We start from the raw sequence: 16,182 nt of genomic DNA, 5'->3' as shown, positions 1-16,182 counted from the left end.
CGCTATCCGTTTCATGGACACCCGCATTCCCTCCCACGTGGACGTCGCCGTCATCGGCGGCGGCATCATCGGCATCAGCACGGCCTGGTCGCTGGCCCGCGCCGGCCTGCGCGTCGCCGTATTCGAAAAAGGCGTAGTCGCGGGCGAACAGTCCTCGCGCAACTGGGGCTGGATACGCTCGGTCGGGCGCGACCACCGCGAACTGCCGCTGGCGCTGCGCGCCAACGCCCTGTGGCGCGAGCTACAGGCCCAGGCGGACGTGGGCTACCGGCAGCGCGGCCTCGCCTACCTGGGCCGCAGCGCGGCCGATATGCAGGGCCACGCCAAATGGCTGGAAGCTGCGCGCCCGTACGCGGTGCCCGCCAGGCTGGTCGATGCCGCCGACCTGCCCGCCCTGCTCGGCGCGCAGAGCGCGCGCGCCTGGGCCGGCGCCCTCTACAACGCCGACGACGGCGTGGCCGAGCCGCAGCTGGCCACCGCCGCCATCGCCGGCCTGGCGCGCGCGGCGGGCTGCCAGATATTCGAACGCTGCGCGGTGCGCGGCCTGGACCTGGCCGCCGGCAGGGTCGGCGGCGTGGTCACCGAACGCGGCGCCGTCAGCGCGGCGGCCGTGGTACTGGCCGGCGGCGCATGGTCGCGCCTGTTCTGCGGCAACAGCGGGGTGTCGTTCCCGCAACTCAAGGTGCACGCCTCGGTGCTGCGCACCACGCCGCTGGAGACCGGCATGGATCTGGCCATCAACGGCGGCGACTTCACCTGCCGCAAGCGCGCCGACGGCGGCTACACGGTTTCGCAGCTCGGCGCCTCCACGGCCGACCTGACGCCCGACAGCATCCGCCTGATGCGCCAGTTCCTGCCGGCCTGGATGGCCGAGCGCAAGTACCTGAAGCTGCGCGTCGGACGGCGCTTCATCGACGAACTGAAGATGCCGCGGCGCTTCGCGCTGGACGCGCCCACGCCGTTCGAGCAGCACCGCATCCTCGACCCGCAGGCCGGCATGGCGGCCATCTCCACCGCGCTGGAAAAGCTCAAGGCGGCCTTCCCCGCCTTCGCGCCCGCCCGCGTGGCCGGCGCCTGGGCCGGCATGATCGACGTCACGCCGGACGCCCTGCCCGTCATGTCGGCCGTGGATTCCGTGCCGGGTTTCTTCCTGGCCTCCGGTTTCTCGGGCCACGGCTTCGGCATCGGCCCCGCCGCCGGCGAACTGATGAGCGAACTGGTCCAGGGCAGGACGCCCACCGTGGATCCGGCCGCCTTCCGCCTGTCGCGCTTTGCCTGACCCCTTTTTTCACCCCGTTCATGGAGTACATGCAGTGCCTGACAACAATGCCCGACTGATCCGTTTCAACGGCGGCCCGATGGTCGATCCGGTCCCCGGCAAACCCAAGCAGCCGCTCACCGGCGACGCGTCGTTCCTCAGCGTCAAGGCCTTCGACCACGAAACGGCGCGCGCCGGCGTGTGGGAAAGCACGGCGGGCACGTTCCAGGCCAACAACGCCGGCTATATCGAATTCGGCTACATCGTCGAGGGCGCCTGCCGCCTGGTCGATCCGGACGGCACCGTGCATGCGCTGGCCGTGGGCGACGCCTTCGTCATGCCCGAAGGCTATTCGGGCCGCTGGGAAGTGGACCGGACCGTCAAGAAAATCTACTTCATCAGCGTCACCCGCTAAGCACGAACGCCCGGCCCGCCCGGGCATCCCCGCCCCCCGGCCAGCGGCAGTTTCGGCGCCTGCGCCGTCGTCAGCACGTCCCCTAAGGCATCGTCGCGCGGCGCGACAGTACAATTCCCCTGCTTTTTTCTTCTCCTGCCCGGCCATCCATGTCCAATCTCATCGTCCACGGCGGCACGCCCCTGCGCGGCCGCGTCACTCCTTCGGCCAACAAGAACGCGGTGCTGCCCGTGCTGTGCGCCACGCTGCTGACCGACCAGCCGCTGCGGCTGCACGGGGTGCCGGACATCACGGACGTGCGCAAGATCCTGGAGATCTTCCGCACGCTGGGCAGCGATGTGCGGCTGGACGAAAGCACCCGCACGCTGGACCTGCACCACCGCGACACGGCCTTCGACGCCGCCCGCCACCGGCTGCCCGAGGAAATGCGCTCGTCCATCATGCTGGTGCCGCCGCTGCTGGCCCGCTTCGGCGTGGCGCGGCTGGAAGACAACGTCAAGGGCTGCACCCTGGGCGTGCGCGAGATCGATCCGCACGTGGACATCTTCCGCTCGTTCGGCGGCGAGGTGGAGCGGGCCAGCGGCTCGCTGCTGGTGCGCGCCAGCGGCCACCTGCGCCCGACCCATCACTGGCTGGACTACGCCTCGGTGACCACGACCGAGAACTTCGTGCTGTGCGCCGCGGCGGCGCAGGGCGAATCCACGCTGACCAACGCGGCTTCCGAGCCGCACGTGCAGGAGTTCTGCCGCTTCATGACGATGATGGGCGCCGATATCGACGGCATCGGCACCTCGCGCCTGACGGTGCGCGGCGGCGCCCGTCTGAAGGGCGGCGAATTCACCTTCGAGGAAGACTTCCACGAAATCACCACGTTCCTGGCGCTGGGCGCGATCACCGGCGGCGACGTGGTGGTGCGCAACAGCACCCCGGGCAACTTCCCGCTGATCGACCGCACTTTCGCCAAGTTCGGCGTGCAGATCGTGCATGAAAACGGCTGGTCGCGCGCGCTGCGCCAGGGCCCGCTCAAGGTGCAGACGCCCTTCACCAGCAACGTCCTGACCAAGGTCGAGGCGGCGCCCTGGCCCTACTTCCCGGTGGACCTTTTGCCGATCTTCATCGCGCTGGGGGTGTGCGCCGAGGGCAACGCCATGTTCTGGAACAAGGTCTACGACGGCGCGCTGGGCTGGACCGGCGAATTGTCGAAGTTCGGCGCCCACGTGTTCTCGTCGGACCCGCATCGCGTCATCACCTTCGGCGGCCGTCCGCTGACGCCGGCGGTGGTCGAAAGCCCCTACATCATCCGGGTCGCGATCGCGCTCTTCATGGTGGCCAGCAGCATCGGGGGCCGCTCGGAAATCCGCAACGCCACGCCTATCCGCCGCGCCCATCCGCGTTTCGTGGAAAACCTGCGCAGCCTGGGCGTGCAGGTGGAATGGACCAGCGAAGAATAGCTGCCGGCGGGCCGGCGCAAGCCTATACTTTGCAGACACACACGCTCCATTACGCGTAACGGGAGCCCGCCGACTTACTCCCGGCGCGACGCGCCGGGAGCGTGGCACTCCAGGGTCATGGCCCCTTGCACCGGAGGCGGATGCCATGTCGCGCCCCGCAGATTGAGACGGCTCGTTTTTAGACGCAGTCTACGAAGCAGCACCTTCAAGGAGGTGTGTGATGAGCAAACTCTCCAATGACGCGCTGGACGCCCTGCGGGCGTCCGCGAGGGGCCAGGTCCTGACCCCCGACGCGGCGGGCTACGACGACGCCCGCAGAATCTGGAACGCCATGATCGACCGCCGCCCGGCGGTCATTTTGCGATGCGCCGGCGCCGCGGACGTGCGCCTGGCGGTGGACTTCGCGCGCCGCAACCGCCTGGTGGTGGCCGTGCGCGGCGGCGGCCACAACATCGCCGGCACCGCCGTCTGCGACGGCGGCATGATGATCGACCTCTCCGCGATGAAGTCGGTGCGGGTCGATCCGCGGCGCGCCCGCGCCTATGTCGAGCCGGGCGCGCTGCTGGCCGACGTGGACCACGAAACCCAGGCCTTCGGCCTGGCCGTGCCGCTGGGCGTGAATTCGACGACCGGCGTGGCGGGCCTGACCCTGGGCGGCGGCTTCGGCTGGCTGACCCGCCGGTTCGGCATGACAGTCGACAACCTCGTTTCGGCCGACGTGGTGACCGCCGACGGCCAGCTGCTGCACGCCAGCGCGCAGGACAACGAGGACCTGTACTGGGCGATCCGCGGCGGCGGCGGCAACTTCGGCGTGGTGACGATGTTCGAATTCCAGCTGCACGCGGTCGGCCCCATCGTGTACGGCGGCCTGGTGGTGCTGCCGCTGGCCCAGGGCCGGCAGGCGCTGCTGCAATACCGCGAGGCGCTGGAAACCATGCCGGAGGAACTGACGGTGTGGGCGGTGCTGCGGCTGGCGCCGCCGCTGCCGTTTCTGCCCGTAGCGGTGCACGGCAAGCCCATGCTGGCCTTCGCCATCTGCTATTCGGGCGATCCGGACCGGGGCCTGGCAGCGGTCGAGGCGGTGCGCGGCTGGGGCCAGCCCTATGGCGAACACCTGGGTCCCATGCCTTATACCGCCTGGCAGCAGGCCTTCGATCCCCTGCTCACGCCCGGTTCGCGCAATTACTGGAAGTCGCACAACCTGGGCCAGTTGCAGGACGGGCTGATCGACGCGCTCATCGGCGCGGTCGAAACGCTGCCGTCGCCGCAGTGCGAGATCTTCCTGGGCTATATCGGCGGCGTCGCCATGCAGGTTCCCGTCGCGGCAACCGCCTATCCGCACCGCGCCGCGCAATTCGCGATGAACGTGCACGGGCGCTGGGACGCGCCCGAGGACGACGAGCGCTGCATCGCCTGGGCGCGCGCGCTGTTTCGCGCGACGCAGCCCTATGCGCAGGGCGGCGTGTACGTGAACTTCCTGACGCAGGACGAACCGGATCGGCTGGGCGCCGCCTACGGGCCGAATTTCGAACGGCTGGTGCGGGCCAAGACCCGCTACGATCCGCACAACCTGTTCCGGCATAACCAGAACATTCCTCCCGCGGCGGCCTGACGGCGCCCTCGGTCCGCGCCCGGACGCCCGCACCGCGTCCGGGCGCGACCGATTATTGCCGCAACGCCGCGGCATTAAGGCGCGCAACAATTATTAACGTGTCTGGCAAAATATCTCATTGACGGGAATTGCCCCGGCCCTTATTTTTGGGCGATTCTGCCCTGTAATAAAAACGCGGTCGCCGGCGGAAAAAAATCCACCATGTCCCTCCCCCGATAAATGCGTAAGGAGCGCTGAGAACAATGGGTCATCTGGTTTTGTTGCTGCTGGGCGTGGAATATATGCGCAAACGCGCCCGCGCCCTGATGATTATCGGCTGGATATTCCTGATCGCCGGCATCGTGGTATTTATCGATGCGCTGGACAATGCCATCTACTTTCCGCTGAATTTCTTCGCCGGCCTTTTCATCATCGAGGGGCTGGCCACGCTGGCCATCGCCAAATCGGGCGTGGGCGGGCAGCGGGTGCTGCGCTACGCCAAGGGCATCATCGTGCTGACCGCCGGCATCCTGGTGCTGGCCGGCCACCATCACGGGCATTTCCTGCTGTCCATGATTTTCGGGCTGCTGTTCCTGGTGGACGGGCTGCTGCAATGCACCGCCGCCTACGTAGTGCGCTATGAGCGCTGGCGTTATGTATTCGCCTCCGGCGTGGCCGAAATACTGCTGGCGATTTTCTTTTTCCAGCCCTACCCGACCAATTACGTGGGCACGGTGCCTTATTGCCTGGGGCTGTTCCTCGCGTTCGCCGGCCTGAAACTGCTGGCGCTGGCCCACCGCACGCGACGCCTGGATTCGAATCCCGCGCTGTATGCCAACCCTGATCCGGCCTTCATGCCCACGCGCGGCGACGACGCACCGCCGCAAACCGTTTTCGACGGCCCGCCGGCGGCCTCCGAGCGCGCGCTCACGGTCCACGTCTGGACCCCGTCCGGCTCGGCCAAGGCGGAAACCCGCAATTATCCGGTGGTGGACCGGTATATCGCCGCCGTCGACCTCAACGGCGTCGTGTCCACCGGCCATGCCGCGATGGAATCGCCCGAAGGCATCTACATCAGCCTGTATCCGGCCAAGGAAATCGACCGCTCTCCCGAGCAGTTCGGCATGCTGCTGCGCGCCACCGCCGACAACAACGTGCCGGGCCTGTTCCAGCCCGATTACCCGACCGAGGCCAAGGCCTGGTGCCCGTCCACGGTGCAGGTGCGCATCCGCAACTACGACGCCGCCAAGCTGCAGGCGTTCTGGGACGAATACCGCCAGAACACCACCTACAACCTGACCTACCGCAATTGCTCCAGCTCGGTGTCCAACGGCCTGGAGGCGGCGCTGGACGGCGTGGTGGGCCGGCTGCATGGCCCCAAGGCCGGCTGGCGCGTGCTGCTGCGCCTGCTGCTGACGCCCGAACTCTGGGTGGCCGGGCAGATCCGCAAGCGCGCCCTGACCATGGCCTGGACCCCGGGCCTGACGCTGGACTATGCGCGCGCGCTCAGCATGCTGGCCGATCCGCGTCCGTTCGGCTGGTGGAAGATGTCGCAGCAGGCGCTGCGCCAGATGGCGCGCCTGCGCGCCGGTTGGCGCAGCCAGGACCGCGAGGCCGTCGCCCGCAACGCGCGCGCCGAATCGCAGGGCGCGCAATGACGGACGCGGCCCGCCTGCTCCGCCCGCCCGTGCCCTTGCCCGCCCTCGCGTCGCGGCCATGATCGCGCAGATCGCCATCGGACTGGCCGTGCTGGCCGGGGCCGGCTGGGGCGCGCTCGCCCTGTGGTTCCAGGCCCCGCTGGGCCCGCGCGCGCGGGGCGTCGTGACCGCCCTGTGGCTGGCGCTGGGCGCCGCCGCGCTGGCCGGCCTGGCCTGGGGCGCCTGGCGGCCCGCCGCGTTTTTCGGCGCGCTGCTGCTGGGCCTGCTGGCCTGGTGGAAGCTGGGCGTGCGGCCGTCGAACGAACGCCAGTGGATGCCCGAGGTGGCCCGCCAGACCCAGGGCGCGGTGGACGGCGACATCCTCACCCTGCGCAACGTGCGCAATTTCGAGTGGCGCTCGCGCACCGACTTCGATCCGCGCTGGGAAACCCGGGTCTACGACCTGTCGCGCCTGGCTTCGGTGGACCTGCTGCTGTCCTACTGGGGCCGGCCGGCGGTGGCCCACGCCATGGTGTCGTTCGGCTTCGACGACGGCCAGTACCTGGTGTTCTCGGTGGAGATACGGCGCAAGCTGAACGACACGTTCTCGGAAATCGGCGGCTTCTTCCGCCGGTACGAACTGGCCGTGCTGGCCTCTTCCGAGGAGGACAGCCTGCGGGTGCGCACCAACGTGCGCGGCGAGGACGGCTACCTGTATCGGGTGCACATGCCCGAAGGCGCGGCGCGCAAGCTGCTGCTGTCCTACGTGGACACGGCCAACCAGCTGGTGCGCCAGCCGCGCTTCTACAACACGCTGACCGCCAACTGCACCACCATCGTGTACCGCCTGGCCGACCAGATCGTGCCTGGGCTGCCGATGGACTACCGGCTGCTGCTGTCGGGCTACCTGCCCGAATACCTGTACCGGCTGGGCGCGCTGGAAGGCGCCGACAGCCCGCAGGCGTACCGGCAGGCCGGCCACTACACGGACCGCGCCCGCGCAACCGCGGACGCCGCCGACTTCTCGCGCAACATCCGGCGCGGCGTGCCTGGCGTGTAGCAGCAGGCAGCCCATCCCGTTCAGGACGTTCGGGCCGATATCGGCTGCGGCTCAGCGCTGGCCGGCCAGCCGCGCGGCTTCGCCCAGCAACGCGTCCAGCAGGCGGCGCGCCGGCACGGTCAGCGGCGCATCGGCGCGATGGGTCACATAGATGACGGTCTTGGGCAAGGGATCGGCGAGGTCCAGCCGCACCAGGTCCAGCGCCGGCCCGTAACGGTCGAGGAACCCCTGCGGCATGATGCCGATGAGGTCCAGCTGCGGCATCAGCGCCAGCAGCGTGGAAAAGGACTCGCATTCGAGCTGCAGATGCAGCGCGCGCGCCTGCGCTTCGTCGGCATACAGCGCCCTGGGATCGCCCGGCCCCTGCGCCGGCCCGGTCAGCACCCAGGCGGCTTCGGCCAGCTCGCTCAGGCGCCGGGCGCGCGCCAGCGGATGCGACGCCCGCGCGACGATGACCGACTGGCTTTCGAACAGCGGCTGCACGGCCAGGTCGCCGCCGCCGCCCGCCTCGGGCAGGGGACCCAGCGCCATGTCCAGCTCGCCCGAACGGATGCGCTCCAGCGCCTGCGGATAGAGCGTGTCGCGCACCCGCAGCCGCACCTGCGGCCAGCGCGCGCCATAGCGCGCCACCGCGCCCGGGGCCAGCAGGATGGCGGCGGCGGGCGATACGCCCAGCGTCACCTGGGCTTCGGCGCCGCGCAAATGCCACGCCAGGTCTTCGTGGGCCTTCTCGATTTCGCGCATGACCACCGCCGCGCGCGCCGCGAGGATCTCGCCGGCCTGCGCCAGCCGCACGCCCTTGGGGGTGCGCACCACGAGTTCGGCGCCCACCTCTTCCTCCAGCTGGCGCAGCGACTTGGTCAGCGCCGGCTGCGACACGTTCAGCACCTGCGCGGCAGCGCGCATGCTGCCGGTGCGGGCCAGGGTGAGCAACAGGTTCAGATGCTGGAGTCGCAAGCCGCCTCTCCGGCCGATTACCTGCGGTAATCGACATCAAAACAATTCAAGGGATGCGCGCGCAGGCCGTCGATAGAATTCCTGCATGCCCCATCGGAGACAGGAGCCTAGCATGACCCGAGGCGTGAAGAACATTCTCTTCATCATGTGCGACCAGCTGCGCTACGACCATCTTTCCTGTTTCGGCCATCCCACGCTGAAGACGCCGAACCTGGACGCGCTGGCCGCGCGCGGCGTGATCTTCGACCGCGCCTATGTGCAGTCGCCCGTGTGCGGCCCGTCGCGCATGAGCTACTACACCGGACGCTATGTGCACGCGCATGGCGCCAGCTGGAACTTCGTCCCGCTGAAGGCCGGCGAGATGACCATCGGCGACCACCTGCGCCCGCTCGGGGTGCGTTCCGTGCTGGTGGGCAAGACCCACATGCGCGCCGACATGGCCGGCATGTCGCGGCTGGGCATAGACCCGGCCTCCGTCATCGGCCGCCGCATCGCCGAATGCGGCTTCGACGCCTACGAACGCGACGACGGCATCCACCCGTACTCGGGCCACGACCCCGACCCGCGCTACAACGACTATCTGCGCGCACAGGGCTACGGAGGCGACAACCCCTGGGAATGCTGGGCCAATTCCGCCGTGGATGCCGACGGCACGGTACGCTCGGGCTGGTTCCTGAAGTATTCCAACCTGCCCGCGCGCGTGCCCGAAGAGCACTCGGAAACGCCATACATCACGCGCCGCGCGATGGACTTCATCAGCGAGGCGGGCGAACAGCCCTGGTGCCTGCACCTGTCCTACATCAAGCCGCACTGGCCCTATCTGGCGCCGGCGCCCTACGCCGGCATGTACAGCGCGCAGGACGCGCTGCCGGTGGTGCGGTCGGAGGCCGAACGGGCCGATCCGCATCCGGTGTATGCGGCGATGATGCGGCATCGCGTATCCGCGACCTTCTCCGAGCCCGGCGTGCGCGAGGCGGTCATGCCCGGCTACATGGGGCTGATCAAGCAGATCGACGACCAGCTCGGCGTGCTGTTCCGCTTCATGGAGGCGCGCGGCCTGTTCGACAACACCATGATCGTGTTCACGTCCGATCACGGCGACTATCTGGGCGACCACTGGATGGGCGAAAAAGACCTGTTCCACGAGCCCGTCATCCGCATGCCGCTGATCGTCTACGACCCGGACGCGCGCGCCGACGCGGCCCGCGGCACGCGCTGCGCGGCGATGGTCGAAGCGATAGACCTGGCGCCGACCTTCCTGGAAGCCTGCGGCGGCGTGCAGGTGCCGCACATCATGGACGGCCGTTCGCTGCGGCCCCTGCTGTTCGGCCAGACGCCGCCGGACTGGCGCGACCACGTCATCTGCGAGTACGACTACGCCTTCCAGGATTCGCGCATCGCGCTGGGCACGCCCGCGCGCCAGGCCTGGCTGCGCATGGTGCGCGACGAACGCTGGAAGTACGTGCTGGCCGAAGGCTACCGGCCGATGCTGTACGACCTGCAGGAGGACCCCCAGGAATTTGTCGACCTCGGCGCCTCGCCTGCGCACGAGGCGGTGCGCAGGCGCATGGAAGAACTGCTGTTCCGCTGGGCGCGCCAGCCGCGCCAGCGGGCCACGGTGGCCGACGGCACCATCGAATCCATCGAAGTCCAGCCGCGCATTTCCGAAGGCGGCATCCTGATCGGCTATTGGGACGAAGCCGATCTGGCCCGCGCCAGGCAGTCGTTCAAGCCCCGTTTCGCATCATCCAACCCGCTCGTGAAGCCGACGCTGGATCGGCTGTCGCAATCCTGAGGAGTGCCGCATGATTCTCGAAACCCCCGACATCACCCGCGCCCAGACCGGCCTGGACGGCGTTTCCTGGAACATCCTGGGCCAGGTGTACGTGCCCAAGCAGGTCAGCCTGGACAGCATTTCCTGGCACGCCACGTTTCCCGAAGAAAGCTTCGTGCCGCCGCACGTGCACCCGAACCAGGACGAATACATCTTTGTGCTGGACGGCCGCATCGACCTCCTCCTGGACGGCAAGAAGACTTCCGCCGGCCCGGGCGACCTGGTGCGCATGCCCCGCGGCGTGCCGCATGCGTTCTTCAACAATTCCGGCATGACCGCCACCGCGCTGTTCTGGGCCGCGCCCGCGGGCAAGCTGCTGGCGCTCTACCGGCGCATCCACAACATGTCGAGTCCGGCCGAGGTGGTGGCGGTGGCGCCGGAATACGACGTGATCTTCATGCCGCCCGTTTCTTCCGCGGCCTGAGCCATGCGCCGCCGCACGCTACTGAAGGGCCTGTCCGGCGCCCTCGCCTGTACCTTGCCGTGGTCCGCCCGGGCCGCGTACCCGGACAAGCCCGTGCGCATCATCGTGCCGCTGCCCGCGGCCAGCCCGCCCGACGTGCTCGCGCGCGTCATCGGTGAAAGGCTGCAGCGCCTGTGGGGCCAGCCGGTGGTGGTCGAGAACCGCCCCGGCGCGACCGGCATGATAGGGCTGGACGCCGTGGCGCGCAGCGCCCCCGACGGCTACACCGTGGGCATCATGTTCCTGACCCACACCGTGCTGCCGGCGCTGTTCGGCAAGGTGTCCTACCGTACGGATGGCGACTTCGCGCCGATCGCGAACCTGGTCTGGCTGTACAACGCCCTGCTGGTGGCGCCGGGCAGCGAGTATGCCGACGTCCGCGGCCTGGTCGAACAGGCCAGGCGCCAGCCCGGCAAACTCAGCTATGGCTCCGGCGGCAACGGCTCGCCCGCCCATCTGCTGGCCGCCGCCTTCTGTCAGGCAGCGGGCATAGACATGCTGCATGTGCCGTTCAAGGGACCGGCGGAAGCGGCGCAGGCGCTCATGGGCAGCTACGTGCAGACCATGTTCGCCACCGCCTCGGTCGCCGTGCCGCTGGCGCAGTCCGGCAAGTTGCGCGCGCTGGCCGTCACGCGCGACGGCGGCATGGACGCCCTGCCCGGCGTGCCCACGCTGGCCGAGGCCGGGGTGCCGGCGTTCAACCTCAAGGAATGGGAAGGCATCGTCGCGCCCGCGGGCACGCCGCCGGCCCTGATCTCCAAATGGAACGGCGCCATGCAGACCATCCTGGCCGAGGCCGGGGTGCGCGACAAGCTCGCCGGCCTGGGCATGGAAGCCGCGGACGCGAACACGCCGGCCGAATTCGCGGGGCTGATACGGGGCGAGCTGCAGCGCTGGTCGACGTTCGTGTCGGAACGGAAGCTGCGCAACGGATGACGGCGCAGCGCGCCGCAGCCCAGGCCTGCGGCCGCCCGCCCGGCCCGCCTAGCGCGCCGCGCCTGCCGACCGTCCCAGGAAATCGAGCACCGCCAGATACGAACCTTCATTGCCCGCGGCGTTCGCGCTGGCCGATCCGCCGGCGTCCAGCAGCAGGCCCGACATGGCGTGCGGCTTGCTGATGAGGGTCGCGGGCAGGTAGGGATAGTGCACGTGGTGCCCCGCCCCCATGCAGACGTGGTGGAAGGTCGGCAGGCCGTGCGCCAGGCGCTGGCGCATGACGACCTCGGAATAGGCGGTGCTGGGCCAGAAGCCGTCGTCCGAGGCGCTGACCAGCATGATCGGGCCGGGATAGTTTTCGACCGGAATGCGGGCGCGCTCGAACGCCGCGCTGTCGCGCGTGGCGCTGAGAAAAGCATGGGTCTGGCGGTACGGCGGGTCCGAGGCGTAGGCCGCTTCCCAGTCCGCGCTGGCGTTGTCCTGCCACAGGTGCGGCAGCGGCTCGCCGGCCTTGGTCCAGACCTGCGCGTCGCGGCCGGTGCCGGGCGCGCCGGCGCTGACCACGCCGTGCATCACCGGCGACGGCACGTAGGCCACCACCGCGCTGACCAGCTCCGGATAGTGCGAGGCCACCAGCAGCGAGGTCTCGCCGCCGCGGCTGATGCCCGACAGCGCCACGAAGCCGTCGCGCGGCGCCAGCTCGGCGCGGGCCCAGCGCAGCGCATGCTCGAAATATTCCAGCGGCATGTCGTTCAGGTACTTGGGCCGGCCTTCGTAGTTGAAGATGGCCAGCGCCAGGCACTGGTAGCCGCGGGCCGCGAACAGCGCCGCGCGCGGCGCGTTGACGCCGCCGGACGAGCCGTTCATGTAGATCACCAGCGGATGCGGGCCGGGGCCGGCCGGGGTGTAGAGCTCGCCCGACAGCGTCATGCCGCCGACCTGCTCGCGCACCGCGCGGTGGGTCACGCCTTCGGCCAGGAATTCCTGCACCAGCTGCGCGCGGGCGCTGCGGCGGCCGTCGCTGGCCTCGATGTCGATCGCCAGCGCGTCGGTGCGGTCCGGCGGGAACACCACGCGTTCCATGTCGCAGCAGCTCATGGACCAGACCAGGCCCATGGCCGAGGGCTCGGCGTAGCTGCCCGACACCGGGCAGTCGCGCGACAGGTCCAGGCTGCCGTCATGGCCGGCCATGAACACGGCCTGCGAGCGCCACGCGGCGCCGCACATCCGCATGCCGGCCGTCACGGTGACGAAGGCATAGGCCGGGAATCCGTCGATGCGGATGTCGCGCGCCACGTCGATCAGGGCGCGTTCGGGACTGACGGTGATGCGGGGCGGTTCGCTCACGGCGGCTCCTTAGCTCTTGAGATCGGTACGGGGCACGCCGTTGGCCTTGATGACCTGGGCCCACATGGCGGACTCCTCGGCGATGACGCGGTCCAGGTCGGCCGATGACGTGAACTCGACCGTCACGCCCTGCTCCGCGAACTGCTGCACCAGGCCGGGGTCGCGCGTGCCTTCGCGCACCGCATGCTCCAGCTTCTTGACCACGGCCGGCGGCATGGCGGCCGGGCCGGAAATCATCATGCGGGTGTACAGCTCGAAGCCGTCCACGCCCGCCTCCTTCATGGTGGGCACGTCGGGCAGGCTGGACAGGCGCTTGTCGGCGGTGACGGCCAGCACCTGCAGCTTGCCGGACTTGATGTTGGGCAGCGCCGAGGTCGGAAAATCGAAAGAGCTCTGCACGGTGCCGGCCATCAGGTCCAGCAGCGCCGGGCCGCTGCCCTTGTACGGCACGTCCTGGAACTGGGTGCCGGTCTTGGACTGGAAATGCAGCAGCGCCAGGTGGTTGATCACGCCGCGCCCGGCGTGCGCGCAAGTGATGTCGCCGGGCTTCTTCCTGGCCAGGGCGATGAACTCCTGCACGGTCTTCACGCCCAGCGCAGGATTGACGATCAGCAGCATGGGCGACTTGCCCATCGACCCCAGCTGCTTGAAGTCCGACTGCTGGTACGGCAGGTTGTTGTACAGCAGGGGGTTGAGGATCATGCCATTGGTGCCGGCAAAGCCCAGCGTGTAGCCGTCCGGCTCGGCGCGCGCCACCGCCACGGTGGCGATGATGGCCTGGCCGCCGGGGCGGTTCTCCACCACCACGCTCTGCTTGAGCGTCTTGCCCATGCGCTCGGCCAGGGCGCGCGCGGCGATGTCGGTCAGCCCGCCCGGGGCAAAGCCCACCAGCAGGCGCACGGGGCGCGTCGGGAAGTCGTCATGCGCCCAGGACGGGCGCGGGATCAGCGGCAGCGCGGCGAGCGCGCCCAGGGCATGGCGGCGGGCGAATCGCATACGGCTCTCCAGGCGGGAGCCGTCCGCCCGAGGGGCAGACGGTCTCGGAGAACGTATGTTGTATGCAGTTTTACGCCGGAGCTACTCGGGGTATCCCGAGGTCGTCAGGGAAGCATATTCCGCCTGACGGTATTTCGTATGCGATCCAGCCCGATCAGGGCTTGGTCATGAGCTTCTTCCACCCCTCCAGCCCCAGCCGGTTCATGGTGTCGATGTTCTTCTCGTAGATCTCGGCGGCGTCCGGGAAGGACTCCACCGCCCGGTCGATGCTGGCTTCGCGCAGCAGGTGCAGGATGGGATACGGCGAGCGGTTGGTGTAGTTGGAGATGTCGTCCGGCTGCGTGTCGGCGAACTGGAACTGCGGGTGGAAGGTCGCCACCTGCAGTTCGCCCACCAGGCGCATGCGCTTGAGCAGGCGGTCCGACAGGTCCTCGAAGTCGTTGAACTCCAGGAAGTCGTCCAGCGCGTCCGGAACGATGAGCAGCGTGGTGTCGATCTTTTCCGGATCGGCCTCGGCCAGCAGCGCCAGTTCGTCCTGCAGGTCGGTCAGCACGCCCTCGGCGTCGGTGGCGTCGCTGACCGCGAAGCGGATCTGGTCCTTGACCTGCACCGCCTTGGCGAAGGGACAGAGGTTCAGGCCGATCACGGCCTGGTTCAGCCAGTGCCGCGTTTCGGCGACGACGTTGGCGTAGGCGTCGGAGGTGGAAATCATACGGGCATCGCCGCCATCGTCTGGGCCACCGCGGCGGTGAGCTTCTTGCCGTAGGGCACGTGCAGGAATTCGTTGGGGCCGTGGGCGTTGGACTTCGGCCCCAGCACGCCGCAGACCATGAACTGGGCCTTGGGGAAGCCCTTCTGCAGGATGCTCATCAGCGGGATGGTGCCGCCCTGGCCGATGTAGCCGCAGGGCGCGCCGTAGTACTGCTGCGAGGCCGCGTCCAGCGCCTGGGTCAGCCATTGCTCGGAGGCCGGCGCGTTCCAGCCGGTGGCCGCGCCTTCGTTGGCCTTGAAGATGACCTTGGCGTTGTAGGGCGCGTCGGCTTCCAGCAGCGCCTTGATCTCCTGCGAGGCGGCCACGGCGTCGACCAGCGGCGGCAGGCGCAGCGACAGCTTGAAGGCGGTGCGCGGACGCAGCACGTTGCCGGCGCTCGACAGCGGCGGCAGGCCTTCGGCGCCGGTCACCGACAGGGTCGGGCGCCAGGTGCGGTTGAGCAGCGCCTCTTCGGGCTCGGTCGTCATGGGCAGCACGAAGCCGCCGTCGGCGCCGCAGCTCCAGGGAAAACGGCGCCAGACCTCGTCGCCCAGGATGCGCGCGGTGGCGTGCACCTGCTCGATGCGCTCGGAGGGAATTTCGCAATGCAGGCTTTGCGGCAGCAGGCGGCCGGTGGCGCTGTCTTCCAGGCGGTCCAGCAGATGGCGCAGGATGCGGAACGACGACGGCACCACGCCGCTGGAGTCGCCCGAGTGCACGCCCTCGTCCAGCACCTGCACTTCCAGCGTGCCCGACACCATGCCGCGCAGCGAGGTCGTCATCCAGAGCTGGTCGTAGTTGCCCGCACCCGAATCCAGGCACACCACCAGCGCCACGTTGCCCAGGCGATCGCGCAGCGCGTCCACGTAGGGCAGCAGGTCGTAGCTGCCGGATTCCTCACAGGTTTCGACGATGCCCACGCAGCGCGGGCGCGGGATGCCCTGCTTGTCCAGCGCCATGATGGCGGTCAGCGAGGCGTACACCGCATAGCCGTCGTCGGCGCCGCCGCGGCCATAGAGCTTGCCGTCTTCGTACTTCGGGGTCCACGGGCCCAGGCCGGCGCGCCAGCCGGAGAATTCGGGTTGCTTGTCCAGGTGGCCGTACAGCAGCACGGTGTCGCCGTTGTCGCTGCGGGTGGCGGGCGCGTCGAAGAAAATCACCGGGGTGCGGCCCGGCAGGCGCACCACTTCCAGTTTCAGGCCCGAGACCTTCTGCGCCTCGACCCATTGCGCGGCGTCGCGCACCACGCGTTCGATGAAGGCGTTCTTTTCCCAGTCCGCATCGAAGGCCGGGCTCTTGGCCGGGATGGCGATGTAGTCGGTCAGGGCCGGGATGATCTCGTTGTCCCACTTGGCGTCCACGAAAGCCTGCAAAGCCTGCGGATCGAGGGTGGGAGGAAGCGCGTCTTCGGGGATGCGGGCGTTCATGGCGGTGATCCTGTGGTCGGGAAAGATGGGCAAAGCGGTATTTTATGCCCAGCGCCGCG

14 protein-coding genes are annotated in these 16,182 nt (G+C 69.0%); 9 read left to right on the top strand and 5 right to left on the bottom strand.

What is annotated here, in order from left to right; all coding sequences use genetic code 11:
- Positions 1-13 precede the first annotated feature (13 nt).
- The 6 genes from AC1IQ6_RS11620 to AC1IQ6_RS11595 all read left to right on the top strand — a co-directional run bounded on the left by AC1IQ6_RS11620 (position 14) and on the right by AC1IQ6_RS11595 (position 7,412).
- Complete coding sequence (locus AC1IQ6_RS11620; RefSeq protein WP_485866355.1) at positions 14-1,279, top strand: NAD(P)/FAD-dependent oxidoreductase; 1,266 nt, start codon at positions 14-16, stop codon at positions 1,277-1,279.
- 34 nt (positions 1,280-1,313) lie between these two features.
- Positions 1,314-1,673: a cupin domain-containing protein gene (locus tag AC1IQ6_RS11615; protein WP_102772015.1), complete on the top strand. Its 360-nt coding sequence runs from the start codon at positions 1,314-1,316 to the stop codon at positions 1,671-1,673.
- A gap of 149 nt (positions 1,674-1,822) precedes the next feature.
- Positions 1,823-3,124, top strand: coding sequence for a UDP-N-acetylglucosamine 1-carboxyvinyltransferase (locus AC1IQ6_RS11610; RefSeq protein WP_485866354.1), 1,302 nt, complete (start codon positions 1,823-1,825; stop codon positions 3,122-3,124).
- 220 nt (positions 3,125-3,344) lie between these two features.
- Entirely contained in the window at positions 3,345-4,736 is a 1,392-nt protein-coding gene (locus AC1IQ6_RS11605) for an FAD-binding oxidoreductase (RefSeq protein WP_485866353.1), read from the top strand.
- 242 nt (positions 4,737-4,978) lie between these two features.
- A complete protein-coding gene (locus AC1IQ6_RS11600; RefSeq protein ID WP_209165953.1) occupies positions 4,979-6,373 on the top strand; it encodes a DUF308 domain-containing protein in 1,395 nt (464 codons plus the stop codon).
- Between the two features lie 58 nt (positions 6,374-6,431).
- Complete coding sequence (locus AC1IQ6_RS11595) at positions 6,432-7,412, top strand: Lnb N-terminal periplasmic domain-containing protein (protein ID WP_485866352.1); 981 nt, start codon at positions 6,432-6,434, stop codon at positions 7,410-7,412.
- 51 nt (positions 7,413-7,463) lie between these two features.
- Here the strand turns inward: AC1IQ6_RS11595 and AC1IQ6_RS11590 are convergent, their stop codons facing one another.
- Positions 7,464-8,369, bottom strand: a complete 906-nt coding sequence (locus AC1IQ6_RS11590; protein WP_102772020.1) for a LysR family transcriptional regulator — start codon at positions 8,367-8,369, stop codon at positions 7,464-7,466.
- A 112-nt stretch (positions 8,370-8,481) separates the two neighbouring features.
- On the opposite strand from AC1IQ6_RS11590, the gene AC1IQ6_RS11585 reads away from it, so the two are divergent.
- The 3 genes from AC1IQ6_RS11585 to AC1IQ6_RS11575 are packed head-to-tail and all read left to right on the top strand — an operon-like array spanning position 8,482 to position 11,602.
- Entirely contained in the window at positions 8,482-10,164 is a 1,683-nt protein-coding gene (locus AC1IQ6_RS11585; protein WP_102772021.1) for an alkaline phosphatase family protein, read from the top strand.
- Positions 10,165-10,174: 10 nt separating this feature from the next.
- Complete coding sequence (locus tag AC1IQ6_RS11580) at positions 10,175-10,627, top strand: cupin domain-containing protein (protein WP_102772022.1); 453 nt, start codon at positions 10,175-10,177, stop codon at positions 10,625-10,627.
- A gap of 3 nt (positions 10,628-10,630) precedes the next feature.
- Complete coding sequence (locus AC1IQ6_RS11575; RefSeq protein WP_485866351.1) at positions 10,631-11,602, top strand: Bug family tripartite tricarboxylate transporter substrate binding protein; 972 nt, start codon at positions 10,631-10,633, stop codon at positions 11,600-11,602.
- Positions 11,603-11,650: 48 nt separating this feature from the next.
- On the opposite strand, the gene AC1IQ6_RS11570 is transcribed toward AC1IQ6_RS11575, so the two are convergent.
- From AC1IQ6_RS11570 to AC1IQ6_RS11555, 4 genes are all read right to left on the bottom strand, one after another.
- Complete coding sequence (locus tag AC1IQ6_RS11570; RefSeq protein ID WP_485866350.1) at positions 11,651-12,949, bottom strand: acyl-CoA thioester hydrolase/BAAT C-terminal domain-containing protein; 1,299 nt, start codon at positions 12,947-12,949, stop codon at positions 11,651-11,653.
- 9 nt (positions 12,950-12,958) lie between these two features.
- Entirely contained in the window at positions 12,959-13,945 is a 987-nt protein-coding gene (locus AC1IQ6_RS11565) for a Bug family tripartite tricarboxylate transporter substrate binding protein (protein ID WP_485866349.1), read from the bottom strand.
- 154 nt (positions 13,946-14,099) lie between these two features.
- Positions 14,100-14,657, bottom strand: coding sequence for a DUF1415 domain-containing protein (locus AC1IQ6_RS11560; RefSeq protein WP_102772026.1), 558 nt, complete (start codon positions 14,655-14,657; stop codon positions 14,100-14,102).
- The gene (locus tag AC1IQ6_RS11555; protein WP_102772027.1) at positions 14,654-16,123 is read right to left on the bottom strand and encodes a M20 family metallopeptidase; all 1,470 of its coding nucleotides are present in this window, start codon (positions 16,121-16,123) and stop codon (positions 14,654-14,656) included. Before AC1IQ6_RS11555 ends, AC1IQ6_RS11560 begins: the two co-directional genes overlap by 4 nt.
- Between the last annotated feature and the right edge of the window lie 59 nt (positions 16,124-16,182).

It is taken from the genome of Achromobacter sp. MUI-25009338, assembly GCF_057359325.1.
This window is presented reverse-complemented; position numbering and strand designations above follow the sequence as displayed.